The following is a 20717-nucleotide window of genomic DNA, read 5'->3' on the forward strand; positions in this document are numbered from 1 at the left end:
AAGAATTCGTTACGACTAGCGAAATTGCGCGAGGAACCGCAAGTCGTTGTCGAAGAACAGACGCAAGTCGTTCACGCCGTAACGCAGCATGGCCAGACGCTCAACGCCCATGCCGAAGGCGAAGCCCGAGAACTCTTCCGGATCGATTCCGGACATGCGCAGCACGTTCGGATGAACCATGCCGCAGCCCATCACTTCCAGCCAGCCGGTCTGCTTGCAGACGCGGCAGCCTTTACCGCTGCACATCACGCATTCCATGTCGACTTCGGCGGAAGGCTCGGTGAACGGGAAGTACGAAGGACGGAAACGCACGGCCAGTTCTTTCTCGAAGAACACCCGCAGGAACTCTTCGATCGTGCCTTTTAGGTCGGCGAAGTTGATATCGCGATCGACCAGCAGACCTTCGACCTGGTGGAACATCGGCGAGTGGGTGATATCGGAGTCGCTGCGGTACACACGGCCTGGGCAGACGATGCGGATCGGCGGCTTTTTCGATTCCATGGTGCGGACCTGTACCGGCGAGGTATGGGTGCGCAGCAACATGTTGGCGTTGAAATAGAAGGTGTCATGCATCGACCGGGCCGGGTGGTGGCCTGGGATGTTGAGCGCCTCGAAGTTGTGATAGTCGTCTTCGACCTCAGGGCCTTCGGCAATGCCGTAGCCGATATGAGTGAAGAACTGTTCGATACGTTCCAGAGTCCGGGTTACCGGATGCAGACCACCGGAGGTCTGACCACGGCCCGGCAGGGTCACGTCAATGGATTCGGCAGACAGCTTGGCAGCCAGTTCGGCTTCCTCAAACAGAGCCATGCGCGCATTGAGAACGCCTGTGACACGTTCCTTGGCAACGTTGATCAGCGCGCCGACCTGCGGACGCTCTTCTGCCGGCAAATTCCCCAGGGTCTTCATCACCTGAGTCAATTCACCCTTTTTGCCAAGGTATTGAACCCGGATTTGCTCCAGGGCATTGATATCTTCAGCGCTTTGCACAGCCTCTAGTGCTTGAGAGACCAGCGCATCCAGGTTTTCCATGTACAGACTCCAGATACAAAATAGGGGAAGAGCTTGAAGGCTCTTCCCCTATTTATGACGTTTAACACCTGGCTCCACAGAGGTGAGGCCGGGTGACTGTCGGGGGTACTTAAGCCAAGGTGGCTTTAGCTTTCTCGACAATCGCAGCAAACGCCGCTTTTTCGTTCACTGCCAGATCAGCCAGAACCTTACGGTCGATCTCGATGGACGCTTTTTTCAGGCCAGCGATGAAACGGCTGTAGGACAGACCGTTAACACGAGCACCAGCGTTGATACGAGCGATCCACAGAGCGCGGAACTGACGTTTTTTCTGACGACGGTCACGGTAGGCGTATTGGCCTGCCTTGATTACCGCTTGCTTGGCAACACGGAATACGCGGGAGCGTGCGCCGTAGTAGCCTTTAGCAAGTTTCAGAATTTTTTTGTGACGTTTACGGGCAATGACGCCACGCTTTACACGAGCCATGAGTTACTTCCTCTATTCTTGATCCAAAAATTAACGAAGGCGCAGCATGCGCTCGACTTTTGCCACGTCAGACGGATGCAGCAAGCTGCTACCGCGCAGTTGACGCTTACGCTTGGTCGACATTTTGGTCAGGATGTGGCTCTTGAAAGCGTGCTTGTGCTTGATACCGTTAGCAGTTTTCAGAAACCGCTTAGCAGCACCACTTTTGGTTTTCATCTTTGGCATGTTCGGATACTCCGCATTCAGTTGATAAACATAATCAGAAGGCCTGCCGTGCCCTGTTGATTACTTCTTCTTTTTCGGGGCGATGACCATGATCAGCTGGCGTCCTTCCATCTTAGGATGCTGTTCGACCGAACCGTACTCGAGCAGGTCTTGTTCAACCCGCTTGAGGAGTTCCATCCCCAGCTCCTGGTGGGCCATCTCACGGCCGCGGAATCGCAAGGATACCTTGGCCCTGTCCCCGTCACTCAGGAAACGTACCAGGTTGCGCAGTTTTACCTGGTAATCCCCTTCCTCCGTCCCTGGACGAAACTTGATTTCTTTTACCTGAATCTGCTTCTGGTTTTTCTTCGCCGCAGCAATCTGCTTCTTCTTTTCGAAGATCGATTTGCCGTAGTCCATCACACGGCAAACCGGTGGGACTGCGTCGGCAGAAATTTCTACCAGATCAAGCTTTGCTTCTTCAGCAATACGAAGCGCTTCATCAATCGAGACGATGCCAATCTGCTCGCCATCAGCGCCAATTAACCGAACCTCGCGTGCCGAGATATTCTCGTTGATCGGGGCTTTCGGTGCAGCTCGTTTATCTTGTCTCATTTCACGCTTAATAATAATTACTCCGAATCTGGGCGACCACGCCGGGAAACCGCTTGCGCGAGAAACTCAGCGAACTGGGCGACGGGCATCGAGCCCAGGTCAGCACCTTCACGAGTACGCACAGCGACAGTCTGCATCTCGACTTCCTTATCCCCAATAACCAAGAGATATGGAACCTTGAGCAAAGTATGCTCGCGGATTTTAAAGCCGATCTTTTCATTTCTCAAGTCGGACTTGGCACGAAACCCGCTTTCGTTGAGAGTTTTTTCGACCTGAACGACGAAATCTGCCTGTTTATCAGTGATATTCATGATCACTGCCTGGGTTGGCGCCAGCCACGCAGGGAACGCACCCTCGTAGTGCTCGATCAGAATTCCGACGAAACGCTCGAACGAACCGAGGATCGCACGGTGCAACATCACCGGATGCTTGCGGCTGTTGTCTTCGGAAACGTATTCGGCTCCCAGACGCACAGGCAGGTTGAAATCGAGCTGCAAGGTACCACACTGCCACACGCGGCCGAGGCAATCTTTCAGCGAGAATTCGATTTTCGGACCGTAGAACGCCCCCTCACCCGGCTGCAGATCGTAAGGCAGACCCGCGCTATCAAGGGCTGCAGCCAGAGCTGCTTCGGCGCGATCCCACAGCTCGTCGGAACCGACGCGTTTTTCCGGACGAGTGGACAGCTTCATCTCGACGTCGGTAAAGCCGAAGTCGCGGTAAACATCCATGGTCAGCTTGATGAACGCAGCGGATTCAGCCTGCATCTGCTCTTCGGTGCAGAAGATGTGGGCGTCGTCCTGAGTGAACGCACGCACACGCATGATGCCGTGCAGCGCACCCGATGGCTCGTTACGGTGGCAGGCGCCGAACTCGGCCAGACGCATCGGCAGCTCGCGGTAGCTCTTCAGGCCCTGGTTGAACACCTGCACATGGCATGGGCAGTTCATTGGCTTGATAGCGTAGTCGCGGCTTTCCGACTCAGTGGTGAACATGTTGTCGGCGTAGTTTGCCCAGTGCCCGGATTTCTCCCACAGGCTGCGGTCAACGACTTGCGGCGTCTTGATCTCGAGATAGCCGTTGTCGCGCTGCACTTTGCGCATGTACTGCTCGAGCACCTGGTACAGCGTCCAGCCGTTCGGGTGCCAGAACACCATGCCCGGCGCTTCTTCCTGGGTATGAAACAGGCCCAGGCGCTTGCCGATCTTGCGGTGATCGCGCTTTTCAGCTTCTTCAATACGCTGGATGTAAGCAGCCAGTTGCTTCTTGTCAGCCCACGCGGTGCCATAAACGCGCTGCAATTGCTCGTTCTTGGCATCACCGCGCCAGTAGGCGCCGGACAGCTTGGTCAGCTTGAAGGATTTCAGGAAGCGAGTGTTCGGCACGTGCGGACCGCGGCACATGTCGACGTATTCTTCGTGATAGTACAGGCCCATGGCCTGCTCGTTCGGCATGTCTTCGACCAGGCGCAGCTTGTAGTCTTCGCCACGAGCCTTGAACACTTCGATCACTTCGGCACGCGGAGTGACTTTCTTGATGACGTCATATTCTGTATCGATCAGCTGGTGCATGCGCTGCTCGATGGCGGCCATGTCGTCCGGAGTGAAAGGACGCTCGAAGGCGATGTCGTAGTAGAAACCTTCGTCGATGACCGGCCCGATGACCATTTTTGCAGTCGGGTACAGCTGCTTGACCGCATGGCCGACCAGGTGGGCGCAAGAGTGGCGAATGATCTCCAGCCCCTCTTCATCCTTTGGCGTGATGATTTGCAGCGTCGCATCGCTGTCGATGATGTCGCAGGCGTCGACCAGCTTGCCATTGACCTTGCCGGCTACGGTGGCCTTGGCCAGACCTGCACCGATGGAGGCGGCGACCTCGGCTACGGAAACCGGGTGATCGAATGAACGTTGACTGCCGTCGGGAAGAGTAATAGTTGGCATGGCGCCTCCTCTCCTAGTGGTGACCCCTACCAAAGGTCACGTGGGTTGGGATGAGCCAGTACAAGATCCGATCCAGGCCATTCAATGACGAACGCCTGCCTTACAGCGGCAGGAGCCTTGCGGCCAACCGGAAAACCGAACCAGAGTGACTGGGATTCAAATCGGAAAATTCGTGCGCTGCCGCTACCGGGACTGAAGGTCATCCGGAGCCTGCGAACGCCCGAGCCAGGCATGCTAGCACAGATGAACGGTCACCGATGCACTCAGGTTTTAGCGAGAGGCAAATCGTCTGTTTTATGCCAGAGTGCTGAACTTGATCGGCCTTTGGGCCCTCAGATAACAAGACATTGACCCACAAGGAGCATCCTCGCATGCGTCTTAACACCCTGCTTGCTGCAGTCGCCCCCCTCGTTTTGCTGCTGCCGCTGAGCGCCCACGCCGACTGGCCAAAGGGCGAGCGTGAGAAATACATGGCTCAGTGCACCCAGGCGGCCACTCCGCAAATAGGTGCCGCTGCCGCAAAATCCCACTGCGCGTGCGGTGCCGATGCCATCAAGTCCTACCCGGCCAGCGACATTCAGGCATTGATGGACAACAAGGCCACGCCTGAACTGCAACAGAAAGCCTTGGGGCAAATTGCCAAATGCAAGGCCAATACCCCGGCGAAAAAATGATGAAACAGGCCTTTTCACTGCCTCCAGCACCGCTGAAAAGCATCTGATTCAGGCCATTTCGTACGATTTATGCAGGTTTTACAGGTTTTTTTATTGTCTTTATTTTTCGCTCGAAGCCTTTTAAACCGGGGCCTCCAGCCGAAACAGGCAGTAAAGAAAACACGACTGATTGGCAAACAGCACGTCCGGGGGGCTACCAAAGCGAACATTTCGACTATGATACCCCGGTGTGCCCAGTTGGCCTGAGCAGCACAGTACTACTGAAAATATATGTTTCTTGGAGATACACCATGTCTAATCGCCAAACCGGCACCGTTAAATGGTTCAACGATGAAAAAGGCTTCGGCTTCATCACTCCTCAAGGTGGCGGTGACGACCTGTTCGTACACTTCAAAGCTATCGAAACTGACGGTTTCAAAAGCCTGAAAGAAGGCCAGACCGTCTCCTTCGTGGCTGAGAAAGGCCAAAAGGGTATGCAAGCTGCACAAGTTCGCCCAGAGTAATTTCCCGGCGCACTAAAAAAACCCCGTCCATGTGACGGGGTTTTTTATGGGTAAGACAAATGCCCGAAACTCAGCCGCAGCTGACGCGAGTGACCACCAGGTTCTGATCGGTATTCAGGTTGAGGCGATCGGAGCGGTACTCCAAAGTAATCATGTCATTCGGCTTGAGGAACCGGGCGTTCTGCGCACCGGCTTTCTTGCGCGCTTGCTCCAACAGCTCTGGCGAAGCTTTCTTGCCGAGAGCGAACTCCGCAGCCGATACTTCACAACGACCATGTCCGGCCTCAGTCGCCACGGGATCCTTTTGCGACTCGCTGGAGGTCGTGGTGCAACCTCCCAACAAAGCAACGGCCATCAGTGCACCCAGTGACGCGAACTTCCAAGGCATGAAGCCTCCTTATTCAATTTTTACCAGAAATCGTGCGACCACCAATACGGCGATTGGTTTCCCGATGAGTGCCATCACCCTGCCCCACCATCGGAAAAACGCCGAGTGTGCCTGAGCAACGCGTGTCGCTTCACCCCGTAAAACGTCACTGAATATTAATGACGTTCAGTAGACATCAATGTAGTCAAAGGGCGGATTCGGCCAGTTGTCCTTGAGCGCATTGAAGATCTGCATAACCCAGACTTCATCACTGGCCGCAACATTCCCCACATATCCCGATCCTTTAGCCCAAGTCTCCAGGCGAAACAGCAAACCGTCGATGTCCTGACCGCCAGTGACACCCGAAGAAATATAAGCAATCCCGCCCTTGGTCACCCGCAGCTGGGTATGTTCGTCATCACTGGCTGACGCCAGCATCTGGCGGACAGCATCAAGGGTCAGGCCGTCGGGGCTATTCAAATCGATCTGCACAGCGCAATCCTTGTTTTTTTGCGGAAACGACCAAGTGTCGCATAGCGCTGTGCTCATGCCTAAGTCGCAGTGCTAACCGCCCGACAAAGTGGTTAACTCAAGACTTCAATCCCGTGACCGAGCCTTGCCATGACCACCGTAAGCATTACCGCCGACATCAAGGCCACCTGGCCGCAAGGGCACAGCTCTTACAGTCCGGGCAGCCCGGAGGAATTGGCATTGATCAGCATTGACTTGCTGGTGAAGACCCTGGGAACGCAAGGCGCACAGTCGTTCATTGCCCAGCTGTTCGAGAAGTATCCCGATGACTTCGGAGGGACATCGGACACCGAGAGAAAGTAAAAGCCCGCAAGCTGGCGCTTGCGGGCGTATGGCTTACTTCAGACGCTTCAGACGCTCGGTCAGCAGATCGAAGAAGCCTTGGGCATCGCCGTTCTCCACCCAGAAAGCGTTCTTCGGCGCCTTCAGGCCGTCATACCAGTCGACAATGGTCTGGCCGAATGTCGGGCCTTCACGGCTATCGACCACCACATTCACCGAACGACCCGTGAAGAGTTCAGGCTTGAGCAGATAAGCCACGACGGTGGCGTCATGCACCGGGCCACCCGGAATGCCGTAGTGCTCCATATCCCCTTTGATGTACTCGTTGAGGATGTCGCCGACAATCTTGCTCGCATTGTTGTTCAGCGCCGCAATCTGCTTCAGGCGTGCGTCACTGGTGAGGATCTTGTGGGTCACGTCCAGCGGCAGATAAGTCAGTTTCACGCCGCTTTTGAGCACAACTTCCGCGGCTTGCGGGTCGGCGTACAAGTTAAATTCGGCCACTGGCGTGATGTTGCCGCCATTGAAGTGAGCGCCCCCCATGATCACGACTTCCTTGATGCCCTGAACGATCTCCGGCTCCTGGATCAGCGCCAGGGCCAGGTTGGTCTGCGGGCCGAGCATCGCGATGGTGATGCTGTGCGGCTTGGCTTTTTTCAGGGTGTCGATCAGATAGTTGACCGCATTGCCTTCGGCCAGGCCTTTCTTCGGCTCATGCACGGTGACACCCGACAGGCCTTCCTTGCCATGGATGTTTTCAGCGTAGATCGGCGTGCGCATCAGCGGTTTTGGCGCCCCGGCGTACACCGGAATATCTTCCCGCCCAGCCCACTCACGGGCCAACCTGGCATTGCGCGAAGTCTTGTCCAGACGCACATTGCCGGCCACGGTGGTCAACGCGCGAATGTTCAGCTCTTCCGGGGAGGCCAGGGCAAACAACAGGGCGACCACGTCGTCGGCACCCGGATCGGTGTCAATGATCAGGTCGATCTTTTCCGCCGCCTGGGCGCCGGTCGCGGTTATCACGGACAAAAGCAGCAGCCCCCGAATCAATTGATGCAATTTTTGAGCATAGCGGTGCATGGCGCATTCCTTGTGCAGATGAAATCAAAAGGGGCGAACCCTGTTTAGAACGTAACCCCAGCCACCAGCACGATGTTGCAGTACGGCTGGCATTCTCCCGTACGAACAATCGCTCGTGCCTGTCGGCTGAGTACTTTGAATTGCTCGTGACTGAGCAGGTCACGCCGCCCCAGCGAGCCTTCGTCATTCAGCTCGTCCAGCGTGGACAGCGCGGTCGGTTGCTTGTCGAAAATCTCCTTGGCCAGCGCGTGGCTTTCCACCTGCATCTCGCTGAGCACGACTTTCAGGGTGCTGACGAAATCCGGCACGCCGTGCGTCAACGCTAGGTCGATCAGCTCGACACCCGGCGGCACCGGCAGGCCGGCATCACCGATCACGACCACGTCGCCGTGGCCGAGGGAGGCAATCAGCCGCGACAGGGCGACATTGAGCAAAGGAGTCTTTTTCATGCGGGTTTGAATGCCTGTACGTCGGAGGTGGTGGGAATGGACGGCTGGGCACCTGCCCGGGTAACCGACAGGGCCGCAGCGACCTGCCCGAAACGAATGGCCTCGTCCTCGGTTTTGCCGGCCGCCAGTGCAGCGGCAAATCCGCCGACAAAAGTGTCCCCGGCGGCGGTGGTGTCGACAGCCTTCACTTTGGGTGCAGGAAAATACTGGTAACCCGTACCGTTGGCGAACAAAGAGCCTTGAGCGCCCAGCGTGATGATGACCTTGCCGGCGCCCAGTGAAATCAGGTGCGCCGCGGCTTTTTCAGCGGTCTCCAGCGAGTCCACCGGCAAACCGCTGAGGGCGGCGGCCTCGCTCTCGTTGGGAATCAGGTAATCGATGGCGGCAAACCAGTCTGCCGGCAGCGGACGACTGGCCGGCGCCGGGTTGAGGATGACTGTCTTGCCCAGCTCACGTCCGCGCTTGAGGGCATGGCCTACGGTGGCATCAGGGATTTCCAACTGGCAGATGATCACGTCGGCAGCCTTTAGCACGGCGTCGAACCGGTCGATGACCGCCGGGGTCATCGAGCCATTGGCACCGGCCACGATGACAATTGCGTTCTGACTGTTGTCATCGACCACGATCAGCGCCACGCCACTGGAATCCTCCACCACGCGGAGCGCCTGGCAATCGATCTGCTCGGCCAGCAACGCGTCGTGCAATTGCACGCCATATTCATCGTTGCCGACACAGCCGACCATCGACACTTGCGCTCCCAGTCGCGCAGCGGCCACCGCCTGATTGGCGCCCTTGCCACCGGACACGGTCGCGAAGGAATGACCGATCAGCGTCTCACCGCCCCGGGGCAAGCGCGGCGCCCGGGTGACCAGGTCCATGTTCAGGCTGCCTATTACCACTACATTTGCGGACATACATCACTACTCTTCAATTCGTTTCAGCGGTATTCGGTGAACACGCCGGACAGCGGTGCAGTCGATTCGCGCAGGACAATACTCGGGGTCACGATCCGCTGATCCGTCGCCAGATCCGGGGTGGCAATTCTTCGCAACAGAACTTCCGCGGCCATCTCGCCCAATTGCAGGATCGACTGGCCCACGGTCGTCAGCGCGGGATACACGTAACGACTCATCTGGATATCGTCGAAACCGATCACCGACAACTCGGCGGGCACGCGCACGTTGCGCTCTGCCGCCGCCCGCAGCACACCAATGCCGATCATGTCGTTACCGGCAAAAATCGCGCTCGGCGGGTTACGTTCAAGCAGGATGGAAGCAGCGTTGTAACCGCCAGTGCTGGTGAAGTCGCTTTCCAGCATGCGCGACGGGGCCACTTCAACACCGGCCTCTTTCAGCGCTCGAGCAAAACCGGCCTGACGCATTTGCGCAACACTGGTGCTGGCCGGACCACCGATCGTGGCGATATCGCGATGACCGAGCTCGAGCAGATGCCGCGTCGCGAGGTACGCGCCATATTCGTGATCAATGCGCACCAGGTCGGCATCCACGCCTTCGAGCCCACGGTCGACGATCACCATCGGCGTCTTTACACCCGCCAACCCTTGCGCCAGACCGCTGTCGCCACCCGCCGAGGCGACGATCAAGCCGTCGATGCGTTTTTCCAACAGGACCCGCAGGTAGCTGCGCTGCTTGTCCGGGTTGTCGTCGGAGTTGCAGAGAATCACGCAGTAACCGTTACGCTCGCAGTAATCCTCGATCCCGCGCGCCAGTTCGGCGAAGTATGGGTTGAGGCTGTTGGGCACCAGCAAACCGATGGTGGCGGTGGTTTTCGCTTTCAGCGACCGGGCCACGGCGCTCGGCACATAGTCGAGACTCTTGATTGCCGCCTCGACCTTGAGCCGCACTTCTTCGCTCACCGGTCGGGTCTTGTTTACTACGTGGGACACAGTCGTGTAGGAAATTCCTGCAAGTGCCGCCACATCCTTGATCGTTGCCATTTATCAGCCCCGTCGGCTTGCGCGTTGACTGCGATAGGTGTCGAGCACCACGGCGATCACGATCACCGCACCGGTGATGATGCGCTTGGTCGGCTCGGTCGCGCCAATCTGCGCCAGACCGGCCGCCAGCACGGAGATGATCAACACACCGAAAAAGGTGCTGATCACCGAACCACGGCCGCCCATCAGGCTGGTACCGCCGATCACCACCGCAGCGATGACTTGCAGCTCAAGGCCTGAACCAGCATTCGGGTCGGCCGCTTCCAGCCGGGAAATCTGGAACAGCGCCGCAATGCCCGCGAGCAAGCCCATCAGACTGAACACCAGGATCTTGTAGGGTTTTGGATTGATCCCCGCCAGACGCACCGCTTCTTCGTTGGTGCCAATGCCGATCAGGTAGCGACCGAACACGGTACGGGTCAGAACGACCTGGGCAATAAAGATGACCAGCAAGGCAATGATGAACGACGGCGAAATGCCGAAGGCGATCGGGTTCGACAGCCAGGCGAAGGAATCACCGATGTAGGCCGTGCGCGAACCGGTCATCTGATAGGCCAGACCACGGGCCATCTCCAGAACACCCAGAGATACGATGAACGACGGAATTCGCCACGCCACGGTAATCGAGCCGGTAACCGTGCCGGCCAACGCCGCGACTGCCATACCCAGCAAGGCCGCCGGCAATACGCTCCAACCCCAGCCAAGAATCGCCACGCTGACAGTAGATGCCGCGAGTGCCAGCACCGAGCCTACCGACAGGTCGATCCCGCCGATGATCAGGACGAACGTCATGCCCACCGCCAGCACCATCAGGTCGGGAATCTGGTTGGCCAGGGTGCTGAAGGTGTTATATGACAGGAAATGGCTGCTCATGACCGAGAACAGCGCAATCATTGCCAGCAATGCGCCGGCGAGGCCCAGATAAGTGCCGAGGCCGTAGAAATTGCCACTGGATTTGCCGGCGGAAGATGCAGTTTTCATGGGAGATCCCTAGGCGCTGCTTCGTTGAGCAACGCATCACGTTTCTGGTAGCCGGCGAATGCGGCGGCAAGCAAGTCATCCTGGGTCCAGCTGTCGCGTTCGAACGTATCGATCAGACGCCCCGCCGACAACACACCGATGCGGTCGCAGATCAGCATCAGCTCCCGCAAGTCGCTGGACACCACGACCAGCGCTTTGCCCTGACGGGTCAGTTCGCCGAGCAAGGCATAGATATCGAATTTGGCGCCGACGTCGATACCACGAGTCGGCTCGTCGAACAGCAACACCGAGCAGTCGCGCTCAAGCCAGCGACCGATCACCACCTTTTGCTGATTGCCGCCGGACAGCTCGGACACCAGCTGCGTCGGGCTGGAACTGCGGATGCGCATGGCGTCGATCTGCCGCTGCGCGAGCTTCGTTTCATCGCCGTTGTTGACGAACCCGCCGCTGGAAATTTCCGGCATGTTGCCCAAGGCAATGTTGGCGCTGATCGACTGACTCAGCAGCAGTCCTTCGCCCTTGCGATCTTCGGTGATCAAGGCGATGCCGTTGCGCACCGCATCGACTGGCGAGCGAATGCTCACCGTTTTTGCCGGTGAACCGAGTGCCACCGTGCCGCTGTCCGCGACATCAGCACCGAAGATCAGCCGCAAAAGTTCGGTGCGCCCTGCCCCGATCAGCCCCGAAATGCCAAAAATCTCACCGGCGCGAACCTCAAAGGACACGTCGCGAACCTTGTCGGAGCGGGTCAGGCCTTTGACCGTCAGGGCCGGCGCGCCGATATGGCGAGCCCCCAGATCGATATGCTCGCCCAGCTCGCGACCGACCATCAGGGTGACCAGTTGCTCGCTGTTGTAATTGGCCATCGGCTCGACGCAAACGAGGTTACCGTCACGCAACACAGCAATGCGCTGAGCGACCCTGGCCAGTTCTTCGAGGCGATGGGAGATGTAGATGATCGAGACGCCGCGCGCCTGCAACCGGGTGATCTGCTCGAACAGCATCTCGACTTCACGGGCGGTCAGCATCGCGGTCGGTTCATCAAGGATCAGCACGTGACAATCGCCGATCAGGTTACGGGCGATTTCGACCATTTGCTGGTGACCGATCCCAAGCTCGCCGACCAGTGTGTCCGGGTCGATGGCGTCGAGGCCGACTTGAGCCATGGCTTCGATAGCGGCTTTGCGCAGTTGCTTGCGACTGATCCAGCCACCGTTGCTCGGCAGGTTGTCGAGGAACAGGTTCTCCGCCACTGAAAGCGTCGGCAGCAGATTGAGCTCTTGCATGACCATGCGCACACCCAGCTCTTCAGCCTGCGTGCGGCTGCCGGGGCGATATTCCTTGCCCTGGAACTGCATCTGGCCGGTGGTAGGTGTGACCAGCCCGCCGATGATCTTCGAGAGGGTGCTTTTGCCGGCACCATTCTCACCGGTCAGCGCCAGTACTTCACCGCGCATCAACGTCAGGTCGATGCCGGTCAGAACCGGTTGCGCGTAGGTCTTGCCGATACCGCTGACCGAGAGGACAGCGTTCGGAGCGGAAACTGACATAAAAATCTCCATGCGCTCGCCCGGACGGACGAGCGCCATTGTGTCGCCAGTGGACTTACTTGGTGACCAGCTCGACCGGCGTTTCGATCACGCCATTGGCACCACTGTCGACTTTCTCGCCCTTGATGATTTTCAGCGCAGTCTCAATGCCAAACACCGCTTGCTTCGCGGCGTACTGGTCGGCCGTCGCCAGAACGCGGCCGTCCTTCAGCATCGGTTTGATGGCATTGATGTTGTCGTAACCAACAACCAGCACCTGCCCAGCCTTGCCGGCAGCACGCACGGCGGAAACGGCGCCCACGGCCATGCTGTCGTTGCCGGCCAGCAGCGCCTTGACGTCCGGATATTCGCTGAGAATCGAAGCGGCCACCTTGTTGCCCTTGTCGATCTCCCAATCGCCGGACTGCAGGGAGACAACCTTGATCTGCGCAGCCTCCATCGCGTCCTTGAAGCCTGCGGTACGCTGCTGGGCGTTGGTGGTCGTGGAGACGCCTTCAATGATGCCCACTTCGTCACCGGCCTTCAGTTGTTTGGCCAGGTACTCGCCCACCAGACGCGCGCCTTTGCGATTGTCCGGGCCTACGAACGGAACGCTGATGTTCTTGCTTTTGATCACAGCCGGATCGAGCTGGTTGTCGATGTTGATCACAGTGATACCGGCATCGACGGCTTTCTTGATCACCGGCACCATCGCCTTGGAATCAGACGGTGCGATGACCAGTGCGTTGACCTTCGCCAGAATCATCTGCTCGACGATGCGCGTCTGCCCCGCCGTGTCGGTTTCGTCCTTGATGCCGTTGGAGATCAGGTCGAAATCGGCGGAATGTTCTTTCTGGTAGGCCTTGGCGCCGTCTTCCATGGTCAGGAAGAATTCGTTGGCCAGGGATTTCATGACCAGGGCGACTTTGGGTTTTTCAGGGGATTCGGCGAAAGCCGAAGAGACAGGCAGTGCGGCGGATGCGGCAGCCAGCATGGCGACAGCAAGAAGACGTCCAGCGAATGGCAGCTTCATGGGTTCACTCCGATCTTATGATTATTGTGAGCAACGCTTGCGCTGGCGTAAGCTCGCTGCACCCACGACAATTCAATCCATCGCGAAGGCCGCGCAAACGTTTGCGTAGACCGAACTATGCGAATCACGCCTTCATTTGTCAACAATCAGAAATCGGTATTGCGTTGCAGAGCGAATCCATCGATCCGCCCCTTGAGCGCTCAAGCCGTGGTGTTGACCACGTTACCAGCAGAAGAACCCTTCGACATTTCCTTGACCAGTGCAGCCGAGACTTCCAGCAGGGCACCGCTGGTTTGAGCGATCTGCCCCTGGATGGACATCACCGCTTGCGACTTGGCTTCGGGGGTTGGATAACTCGCAGCCTGCGCGGCGGCCAGTTGCTGTTGCTGCTCCTGAAGCTGCTTCTGCAATTCCTGCATGCGCTTGAGCAACGTCTTGATAGTGATGCTCAGATTGTCACCGCCTTCAGCCTCGCTCGCGCTTGCTTCCTGGGCAGGACCACCGGTTCTGACCTGATTGGTTTCAACCTTCTCGGTACCCAGTGCCTCGGCTGACGCATCGGCTTCAGCTTCACTCATTGCATTGATCGTCGCAGCAGTTTTACCGCCGATCGTGACCGAACCGGGATTTGAAAAACCGATAGTCAATGACATTTGAACTCCTGAAAAATTGAATCCCTGTCAAGGCGCATCGGCCAGCGCGCCGTTTTCTTTAGCAGAGATCTGGAAAGCAGCCAGTTCAGTCTGTGGACGAGGTTCGTAGTCCTTTTCGGTGAGCCGAACGAGAAAACAGCCTGTGTTCGGAAACCCGGATGAGCGAGACAAGCTCACAACCACACTTCAAATAAATCTTGATTTAAATCATAAGGTTAAACATTTCTCTCACGCACAGTACGACTGGTACAGATCCTGCTCCCTCCCTGCACCCCTGGCATTCAGATCGGCCCGGGGCGCATCTAGATGAACCTGCATCAGCACCGTCTCACTACTAGAGAGAAAAATAATGACATCTGCTTTGAAGAGTTTCGTTCCGGGCGCTTTGGCCCTCCTCCTGCTCCTGCCAACCGCCCTCCAGGCAAAAGAAGCTGAAACCCAGACCAAACTGGCCAACGTGGTGGTACTGGCCACCGGCGGCACCATTGCCGGCGCAGGCGCCAGCGCTGCCAACAGCGCGACCTATCAGGCTGCGAAAGTGGGCATCGAACAATTGATCGCCGGCATTCCCGAACTGAGCACGCTGGCCAATGTACGCGGCGAACAGGTCATGCAAATCGCCTCGGAAAGCATCACCAACGAAAACCTCCTGCAATTGGGTCGTCGCGTTTCCGAACTGGCCGACAGCAAAGACGTCGATGGCATCGTCATCACTCACGGCACCGACACTCTGGAAGAAACCGCGTACTTCCTGAATCTGGTGGAAAAAACCGACAAGCCGATCATCGTCGTCGGCTCCATGCGCCCGGGCACCGCCATGTCGGCGGACGGCATGCTGAACCTGTACAACGCCGTGGCTGTCGCCAGCAGCAAAGAAGCTCGCGGTAAAGGCGTACTGGTGACCCTGAACGATGAAATCCAGTCGGGTCGCGACGTCAGCAAGATGATCAACATCAAGACCGAAGCCTTCAAAAGCGCCTGGGGCCCGCTCGGCATGGTGGTTGAAGGCAAATCCTACTGGTTCCGCCTGCCAGCCAAGCGCCACACCATGGATTCGGAATTCGATATCAAAAACATCAAGAGCCTTCCTGATGTAGAAATCGCCTATTCCTACGGCAATGTCAGCGACACAGCCTACAAGGCCCTCGCCCAGTCCGGCGCCAAGGCGATCATCCATGCCGGTACCGGCAACGGTTCGGTTTCCTCCCGCGTGGTTCCGACCCTGCAGGCGCTGCGCAAGGACGGCGTGCAGATCATTCGCTCGTCTCACGTCAATGCCGGTGGTTTCGTCCTGCGCAACGCCGAACAGCCTGACGACAAGTACAACTGGGTGGTTGCCCACGATCTGAACCCGCAGAAAGCCCGCATCCTGGCCATGGTCGCGCTGACCAAGACCAACGACAGCAAAGAGCTGCAACGGATGTTCTGGGAATACTGATTCATCCTCGCCTGATCCTTTCCTGATCGGGCACTGACTTCACCCTTCGTCAACTTGACGGAGGGTGAAGCTTGCTTCTCCTCAAAAGAAAAATTTCACCTGAGTGACATCAAAATCGGAAAACCGCTGTCAGAGGATTTTCTTGAATTTTAAGCAGTTGCGAAAATGCCTACAGTTAAATACTGTATGCACGTACAGCTTAATAAGGATAACCTCGTGGCCACTTCCCCTGATGCTCCTGACGCTTACGAACGCATGGGCATGCGCATTCAAAAAATCATCAACTCGCCTACCGCACAAAAAGCCAAAGCCGCACTGATCTTCCGCCTTCCGGACGAGCCGGTGGATGACTGGGAGCGCTTGCTGGAAGAAATCGACGAGAACGACAACGTCACCCTCGCCTACCGCGACGATGGCGGCGTACAGATTTTCTGGGTTGTGCCGAAGGAAGATTGATTCAATGATTCTGCGTTTTGCTGCTGTGCTGTTGCTGTTCATTTCCCTGGGTGCGCAAGCTGGCGCGCCGCGTACGTTCACCGAGGCCAAGAAGGTCGCCTGGAAGCTGTACGCTCCACAATCCACCGAGTTTTATTGCGGGTGCAAATACACTGGCAACAAGGTCGATCTGGCCGCCTGCGGCTACGTCCCACGCAAGAACGCCAAGCGGGCGTCCCGCATTGAATGGGAGCACATCGTTCCGGCCTGGCAGTTCGGCCATCAACGTCAATGCTGGCAGGAAGGCGGTCGCAAGAATTGCGCCCGCTACGACCCGAGCTATCAGAAAGCCGAAGCCGACCTGCACAACCTGGTGCCGAGCATTGGCGAGGTGAATGGCGACCGCAGCAATTTCAGCTATGGCTGGCTGCCGGTCGAAAAGGGTCAGTACGGCTCATGCCTGACTCAAGTCGACTTCAAGGCGAAGAAGGTCATGCCCCGCCCTTCGATTCGCGGCATGATCGCCCGCACCTACTTTTACATGAGCAAACAGTACGGCTTGCGCTTGTCGAAGCAGGATCGCCAACTGTACGAAGCCTGGGACAAGACTTATCCGGTGCAAGACTGGGAACGTCAACGCAACCAGAGCGTGGCGTGCGTGATGGGACGCGGCAACGAGTTTGTCGGTCCGGTGAACCTGAAATCCTGCGGTTGATTACCTGATCAAAAGAAAAGGCCTTGAGCGATAAACTCAAGGCCTTTTTTGTGCTCAATCGCCGGACTTGTTGTAACGCCAGTAGCCCATCAGATTGAGCGACTCGCGAGGGATGCCACGCTCCTTGATCAAGTACTTGCGCAGACTCATTACAGCGGCGGACTCCCCGGCAATCCAGCCATAGAATCCCTCGCTGGCCGTATCGGCGATCTCCCACAGAATCTCTTCTTCGATGTCGACATCCGCCAGTTCGACCGCCTGCCCAACGGGCGATGCATCGACAGGCAACGTTGCCTGCCGCACAGCTTCCACCATCAACGTGCCGGCAGCTGCGTGATTGCGGATCAGCCATTGCACCGAAAGCCCGGGCCAGTCAGGAACCGCCAACATGTCCTCACGACTGTCGACTTCGAAAAACGCCTGGGTCTGCGGCGGTGCAGCCAGAGTCGCCAGTTCTTCCAGAATCCCCATGGCGGCCGGCAACGCTGTGGCGTCGGCGACCAGCAGAAGTTGCTTGAGCGTTTGCGGTGGCTTCCATTCAAATCCCCCTCCTTCTTGTGCCGAGAATCGGCTGTCAGGTGCCAGAATCTGCATTGACTCGCCAGGCAGCGCTCGCAACGCCCAACGGGAGGCTGGACCGGTCTCGCCGTGCAGGACGAAATCGATATCGACTTCGCCCGCTTCGGCGCGCAAATGACGGATGGTGTAGGTACGCATCGCCGGGCGACGATCAACCAGCATCGAGCGGAACCGCGCGTACCACCCCTCGCCCTGAGAAAGCCTGGCGGGTGAACCGTCGGCTGCCGGGAAAAACAGCTTTACTCGCTGATCCGGCGCCCAGGTTGCCATCTCGGTGACGGCGGGGCTTGCGAGCGTGATCCGCATGAGATGCGGACTCAACTGCTGCTTATGACGCAAAACAACGTCGAACAACTTGTAAGGATTGGCGGAGGCCATGCGGAGCTCCTTCCGGGTATCTTCAGTGATTCCTTGAAAACGAATCACGGGAGGCACCCTTTAGTCAGCTCCGCCAAATGGATCACTTATTGCGCGAGGGCGCGCTCGATCACCAGCGTTTCGATGTTCTGCTTCTTCGCCTTGACCAGTGCTGCATTCACATCCGCCTGACGCGCCTCGGCATCATCTTTCGAATTGAAAGGACCGAGGAGGATTCGGGTCTTGCCGCTGGCATCCTTGATGACGCTAGCCACAAAGCCGTGCTCGATCAGCCAGCCGCTGAGGTCGCTGACGGCCTGAGGGGTTTCACCGCGCACTTCCAGCTCCCACTGCGGACCCACCACAGCAGGCGCCGTTACTGCCGCCGGTTTCGGCTTTTGCGCATCCACACTCTTGCCTTCGCCACATCCTGCCAATGCCAGTGCCGCGACTACCCAGACCAATTTGCGCACAACGCTTCCCTCTGAATTTTCAAAGCGGCGATCTTAACATTCGAGAATACTTTCGGAGCCCCGCAAAATGGGCACAAAAGGACGAGATTGATGCTGGCAGCCCCTGTATAGTTACGCGCTGGGAATTAATGCCGCTGCTGCGCGTCAGAAAGAGGCACCCAAACTGTAAGACTTCGCACTAATCTATACGTACCACCGACCTCTGCACTGTCTGAATCAGGTGCCCTACAAAGCAATCAAGGAGAAGACCATGCTGATACTCACCCGCAAAGTCGGTGAAAGCATAAACATTGGTGATGACATCACGATCACCATTCTCGGCGTCAGCGGCCAGCAAGTTCGAATCGGCATCAATGCTCCGAAGAACGTTGCAGTACACCGGGAAGAGATCTACCAGCGCATCCAGGCGGGCCTGACCGCTCCGGACAAGCCACAAACGCCCTGAGCCCTATCGCAGTCAGTAGCCAGTTCGTTTGCCTGCGCGCCAATGACTGGCTAAAGATTCAAGCGCCGTATTGCCATTCCCCCACCTCCCTGGTGACGGCGCGTGCTACGCCCCTTCCTGCCTCAAGCCTTCTTGCAACCGATACTAACCGTCATTCCATGGGCTGGCTGTCGGACATTTCCGAATAGCGGTTGGGAATCTCGCCCGCTTAGCCAAATGAGACGCCACGCGCCATCCCGGTGGCCGCCACGACCATCAATATCAACAGCAGCGCTTCGGCATGACTGATCCGTGCGAACACCTTCGCACGCCCTGTATCAGTGACAGCAACGCGCGCCTTGGCCACGCGCCACTTGATCAGGGTGATCATCGGAACGAGTTCCAGAAGCAGAATCAGCACGAACAACGCCATCTTCAGATGGAACAACGGCTGGTGCAGGTAGTAGTCAGTTCCCTTCTCGTAACCTCCGAAGGCGCGCATGCCGCCAGTGATGAGCAACACCAGCGCCGAAAGCCCCCAAAGGTTGTCGGCTAGCAATACGCGCCCGACCTCACCGGATCCAGACGCCAGGCGGCTGAGGGCCGCCCCACGCGTCAACACCGCCCAGAAGCCCATGGCAAATGCCAGTAAATGAATCGCTGCAAGAAACCAGTGAACCAGCATCGATTAACTCCTGTCCGGCAGAGATGAAATCAGCCAATCAGTAGTAGTCGAAAAAGTGTGGGCTTGCCTGTCACCCTTCCCGTAAAACAGAAGCGGGCGAGACGAGAGAATGGGCAGAGGTGCGGAAAAGGCAAATCGCGGGCAAAAAAAATCCCAAGCAGCTGATGGAAGCTTGGGATTTAAAAATGCATAAACCGTGGTGGTGAACGCGGGACGGATATTACTGATTTTTCCAGTATGTAACAACGCATTTTTGATAACCGAATGGTTAATAAGAAGCGTAACCCCTTAAATATCCACACTATTTAAAAGGACGCTCGCAACGGTCGGCGACGAATGGATCAAAATGCATCGCGATCGATACGCGCCTGGCTCAAGAATTTTACAAAAATGAGCTCGGGATCCCACGGATCAAGGTTCTCTACTATTCCGCTGTGCTGATATCCAAGATTGGTCAGCAGCTGCCGCATCGGCGAGTTGGACGTATTGGTCGACGTGAAGATCTTTTCTGCACAAGCATGCTGCTCCAGACCGTTCACGATTTGCCGCCCCACACCGGAACGCCTGTTCGCACTGGAGACGATCACGAGGGGTATGAACCATTCACCAAAAAAGCTTCGATCCAGACATCCGTAACCGAGGGGTACGCTCGCCTCGCAGACAACCCAGCACTCCTCTGCCCTAACGGCCCTCGCGATGTACTCACGACGGCCGCCATTTTTTTCAGCGACAGGATCAATCTTCAACAGGCTTTCGATATCGCCTGGACTGGCGCGCCTGAATTGGCGACTCATGAATACACTCCTGCAAATTTGCCGAAGTGTAGCGGAGGTGGGCCAAACCGAAATTTGCATAGGCTCTGCAAATCGCAGTGTCTAGTCCTGAAATAGGTTTACACCTGTTTCAGCCTCAAAACGCCCGATGCACCGCATCGGGTGTTTTGTATTTCAGCGACAGATGAGGCCGCTCGTTGTTATAGATCTGCACCGACTCGTCCACCATCCGGATGGCCTCTGCAAAATTTTTGGGGCGATGCAGCAATAACTCGTTTTTCAAAATCCCGTTCACACGCTCAGCCAACGCGTTTTGGTAGCAGTCGTAGCCATCGGTCATTGAGCAGGTGATGCCGTATTTGGCATGCAGCCGCTGATAAAGCTCGGAGCAGTATTGGACGCCTCTATCCGAGTGATGCACCAAACATTGCTTCGTTGTCCGCTGCTTGAGGGCTTTGTTGAACGCCTGGATCACCGATTCGGTGTGCAAGCTTTCATGGACATGGTGCCCCACGATTTTTCGGGAGTACGCATCGGTG

At 57.2% G+C, this 20717-nt stretch carries 27 protein-coding genes; 7 read left to right on the forward strand and 20 right to left on the reverse strand.

All coding sequences use genetic code 11. The features are described from left to right. Positions 1 to 15 precede the first annotated feature (15 nt). The 5 genes from pheS to thrS form a co-directional block, all read right to left on the reverse strand. Positions 16 to 1032, reverse strand: coding sequence for a phenylalanine--tRNA ligase subunit alpha (gene pheS / locus QRN46_RS09125; RefSeq protein WP_011333387.1), 1017 nt, complete (start codon positions 1030 to 1032; stop codon positions 16 to 18). A gap of 109 nt (positions 1033 to 1141) precedes the next feature. Further along, positions 1142 to 1498 carry a 50S ribosomal protein L20 gene (rplT, locus tag QRN46_RS09130; RefSeq protein WP_002553161.1) on the reverse strand — a complete coding sequence of 119 codons (357 nt, stop codon included), beginning with the start codon at positions 1496 to 1498 and terminating at the stop codon, positions 1142 to 1144. A gap of 30 nt (positions 1499 to 1528) precedes the next feature. Next, positions 1529 to 1723 carry a 50S ribosomal protein L35 gene (gene rpmI, locus QRN46_RS09135; protein ID WP_002553160.1) on the reverse strand — a complete coding sequence of 65 codons (195 nt, stop codon included), beginning with the start codon at positions 1721 to 1723 and terminating at the stop codon, positions 1529 to 1531. 60 nt (positions 1724 to 1783) lie between these two features. Continuing rightward, positions 1784 to 2335: a translation initiation factor IF-3 gene (gene infC / locus QRN46_RS09140; protein WP_169432615.1), complete on the reverse strand. Its 552-nt coding sequence runs from the start codon at positions 2333 to 2335 to the stop codon at positions 1784 to 1786. Continuing rightward, the gene (thrS, locus tag QRN46_RS09145; RefSeq protein WP_011333386.1) at positions 2335 to 4257 is read right to left on the reverse strand and encodes a threonine--tRNA ligase; all 1923 of its coding nucleotides are present in this window, start codon (positions 4255 to 4257) and stop codon (positions 2335 to 2337) included. The genes infC and thrS overlap by 1 nt, the downstream gene beginning before the upstream one ends. 371 nt (positions 4258 to 4628) lie before the next feature. On the opposite strand from thrS, the gene QRN46_RS09150 reads away from it, so the two are divergent. Together QRN46_RS09150 and QRN46_RS09155 are read left to right on the forward strand one after the other, a co-directional pair. Next, the gene (locus tag QRN46_RS09150) at positions 4629 to 4931 is read left to right on the forward strand and encodes a hypothetical protein (protein WP_011333385.1); all 303 of its coding nucleotides are present in this window, start codon (positions 4629 to 4631) and stop codon (positions 4929 to 4931) included. A 290-nt stretch (positions 4932 to 5221) separates the two neighbouring features. Continuing rightward, positions 5222 to 5434: a cold-shock protein gene (locus tag QRN46_RS09155; protein ID WP_007956027.1), complete on the forward strand. Its 213-nt coding sequence runs from the start codon at positions 5222 to 5224 to the stop codon at positions 5432 to 5434. Positions 5435 to 5504: 70 nt separating this feature from the next. Here QRN46_RS09155 and QRN46_RS09160 read toward each other — a convergent pair whose 3' ends face one another. Next, positions 5505 to 5822, reverse strand: a complete 318-nt coding sequence (locus QRN46_RS09160; RefSeq protein WP_011333384.1) for an I78 family peptidase inhibitor — start codon at positions 5820 to 5822, stop codon at positions 5505 to 5507. A 165-nt stretch (positions 5823 to 5987) separates the two neighbouring features. Further along, complete coding sequence (locus QRN46_RS09165) at positions 5988 to 6293, reverse strand: hypothetical protein (RefSeq protein ID WP_041475194.1); 306 nt, start codon at positions 6291 to 6293, stop codon at positions 5988 to 5990. Between the two features lie 129 nt (positions 6294 to 6422). Between QRN46_RS09165 and QRN46_RS09170 the strand changes: the two genes are divergently transcribed. Then, positions 6423 to 6635 (forward strand): hypothetical protein, encoded by a 213-nt coding sequence (locus tag QRN46_RS09170; RefSeq protein WP_201817675.1) that lies wholly within the window; start codon positions 6423 to 6425, stop codon positions 6633 to 6635. Between the two features lie 33 nt (positions 6636 to 6668). On the opposite strand, the gene QRN46_RS09175 is transcribed toward QRN46_RS09170, so the two are convergent. The 8 genes from QRN46_RS09175 to QRN46_RS09210 form a co-directional block, all read right to left on the reverse strand. After that, positions 6669 to 7697 carry a nucleoside hydrolase gene (locus QRN46_RS09175; protein ID WP_011333381.1) on the reverse strand — a complete coding sequence of 343 codons (1029 nt, stop codon included), beginning with the start codon at positions 7695 to 7697 and terminating at the stop codon, positions 6669 to 6671. Positions 7698 to 7741: 44 nt separating this feature from the next. Then, positions 7742 to 8146: a D-ribose pyranase gene (rbsD, locus tag QRN46_RS09180; RefSeq protein WP_011333380.1), complete on the reverse strand. Its 405-nt coding sequence runs from the start codon at positions 8144 to 8146 to the stop codon at positions 7742 to 7744. Next, positions 8143 to 9060 carry a ribokinase gene (rbsK, locus tag QRN46_RS09185; protein ID WP_285354564.1) on the reverse strand — a complete coding sequence of 306 codons (918 nt, stop codon included), beginning with the start codon at positions 9058 to 9060 and terminating at the stop codon, positions 8143 to 8145. The genes rbsD and rbsK overlap by 4 nt, the downstream gene beginning before the upstream one ends. A 23-nt stretch (positions 9061 to 9083) precedes the next feature. Beyond that, positions 9084 to 10103 carry a LacI family DNA-binding transcriptional regulator gene (locus tag QRN46_RS09190; RefSeq protein WP_011333378.1) on the reverse strand — a complete coding sequence of 340 codons (1020 nt, stop codon included), beginning with the start codon at positions 10101 to 10103 and terminating at the stop codon, positions 9084 to 9086. Between the two features lie 3 nt (positions 10104 to 10106). Further along, positions 10107 to 11084: an ABC transporter permease gene (locus tag QRN46_RS09195; RefSeq protein ID WP_011333377.1), complete on the reverse strand. Its 978-nt coding sequence runs from the start codon at positions 11082 to 11084 to the stop codon at positions 10107 to 10109. Further along, on the reverse strand, positions 11081 to 12634 hold the full coding sequence (locus QRN46_RS09200) for a sugar ABC transporter ATP-binding protein (protein WP_007956011.1): 1554 nt from the start codon (positions 12632 to 12634) through the stop codon (positions 11081 to 11083). Before QRN46_RS09200 ends, QRN46_RS09195 begins: the two co-directional genes overlap by 4 nt. 55 nt (positions 12635 to 12689) lie before the next feature. Then, on the reverse strand, positions 12690 to 13646 hold the full coding sequence (locus QRN46_RS09205; RefSeq protein WP_201817697.1) for a sugar ABC transporter substrate-binding protein: 957 nt from the start codon (positions 13644 to 13646) through the stop codon (positions 12690 to 12692). Positions 13647 to 13846: 200 nt separating this feature from the next. Next, positions 13847 to 14299, reverse strand: coding sequence for a hypothetical protein (locus QRN46_RS09210; RefSeq protein WP_134020740.1), 453 nt, complete (start codon positions 14297 to 14299; stop codon positions 13847 to 13849). A gap of 349 nt (positions 14300 to 14648) precedes the next feature. Between QRN46_RS09210 and QRN46_RS09215 the strand changes: the two genes are divergently transcribed. The 3 genes from QRN46_RS09215 to QRN46_RS09225 all read left to right on the forward strand — a co-directional run bounded on the left by QRN46_RS09215 (position 14649) and on the right by QRN46_RS09225 (position 16887). Continuing rightward, positions 14649 to 15737, forward strand: coding sequence for an asparaginase (locus QRN46_RS09215; RefSeq protein WP_285354565.1), 1089 nt, complete (start codon positions 14649 to 14651; stop codon positions 15735 to 15737). A gap of 186 nt (positions 15738 to 15923) precedes the next feature. Further along, a complete protein-coding gene (locus QRN46_RS09220; protein ID WP_502942384.1) occupies positions 15924 to 16193 on the forward strand; it encodes a DUF1654 domain-containing protein in 270 nt (89 codons plus the stop codon). 4 nt (positions 16194 to 16197) lie between these two features. Beyond that, on the forward strand, positions 16198 to 16887 hold the full coding sequence (locus QRN46_RS09225; protein ID WP_011333373.1) for an endonuclease: 690 nt from the start codon (positions 16198 to 16200) through the stop codon (positions 16885 to 16887). Between the two features lie 54 nt (positions 16888 to 16941). Here QRN46_RS09225 and QRN46_RS09230 read toward each other — a convergent pair whose 3' ends face one another. Together QRN46_RS09230 and QRN46_RS09235 are read right to left on the reverse strand one after the other, a co-directional pair. Next, on the reverse strand, positions 16942 to 17844 hold the full coding sequence (locus tag QRN46_RS09230; RefSeq protein ID WP_285354572.1) for a siderophore-interacting protein: 903 nt from the start codon (positions 17842 to 17844) through the stop codon (positions 16942 to 16944). Between the two features lie 86 nt (positions 17845 to 17930). Then, complete coding sequence (locus QRN46_RS09235) at positions 17931 to 18296, reverse strand: SPOR domain-containing protein (RefSeq protein WP_285354567.1); 366 nt, start codon at positions 18294 to 18296, stop codon at positions 17931 to 17933. 250 nt (positions 18297 to 18546) lie between these two features. Between QRN46_RS09235 and csrA the strand changes: the two genes are divergently transcribed. Further along, complete coding sequence (gene csrA / locus QRN46_RS09240; RefSeq protein WP_003179932.1) at positions 18547 to 18741, forward strand: carbon storage regulator CsrA; 195 nt, start codon at positions 18547 to 18549, stop codon at positions 18739 to 18741. A gap of 208 nt (positions 18742 to 18949) precedes the next feature. Here csrA and QRN46_RS09245 read toward each other — a convergent pair whose 3' ends face one another. The 3 genes from QRN46_RS09245 to QRN46_RS09255 form a co-directional block, all read right to left on the reverse strand. Further along, positions 18950 to 19405, reverse strand: coding sequence for a DUF2214 family protein (locus tag QRN46_RS09245; protein WP_285354568.1), 456 nt, complete (start codon positions 19403 to 19405; stop codon positions 18950 to 18952). 341 nt (positions 19406 to 19746) lie between these two features. Continuing rightward, positions 19747 to 20199, reverse strand: coding sequence for a GNAT family N-acetyltransferase (locus QRN46_RS09250; protein ID WP_041475193.1), 453 nt, complete (start codon positions 20197 to 20199; stop codon positions 19747 to 19749). A gap of 115 nt (positions 20200 to 20314) precedes the next feature. Then, a partial coding sequence (locus QRN46_RS09255; RefSeq protein ID WP_285354569.1) for an integrase core domain-containing protein occupies positions 20315 to 20717 on the reverse strand: 403 nt, incomplete at its 5' end.

Origin of the sequence: Pseudomonas sp. lyk4-R2A-10 (genome assembly GCF_030209075.1) — a bacterium.
Lineage (GTDB): Bacteria > Pseudomonadota > Gammaproteobacteria > Pseudomonadales > Pseudomonadaceae > Aquipseudomonas > Aquipseudomonas glycinae.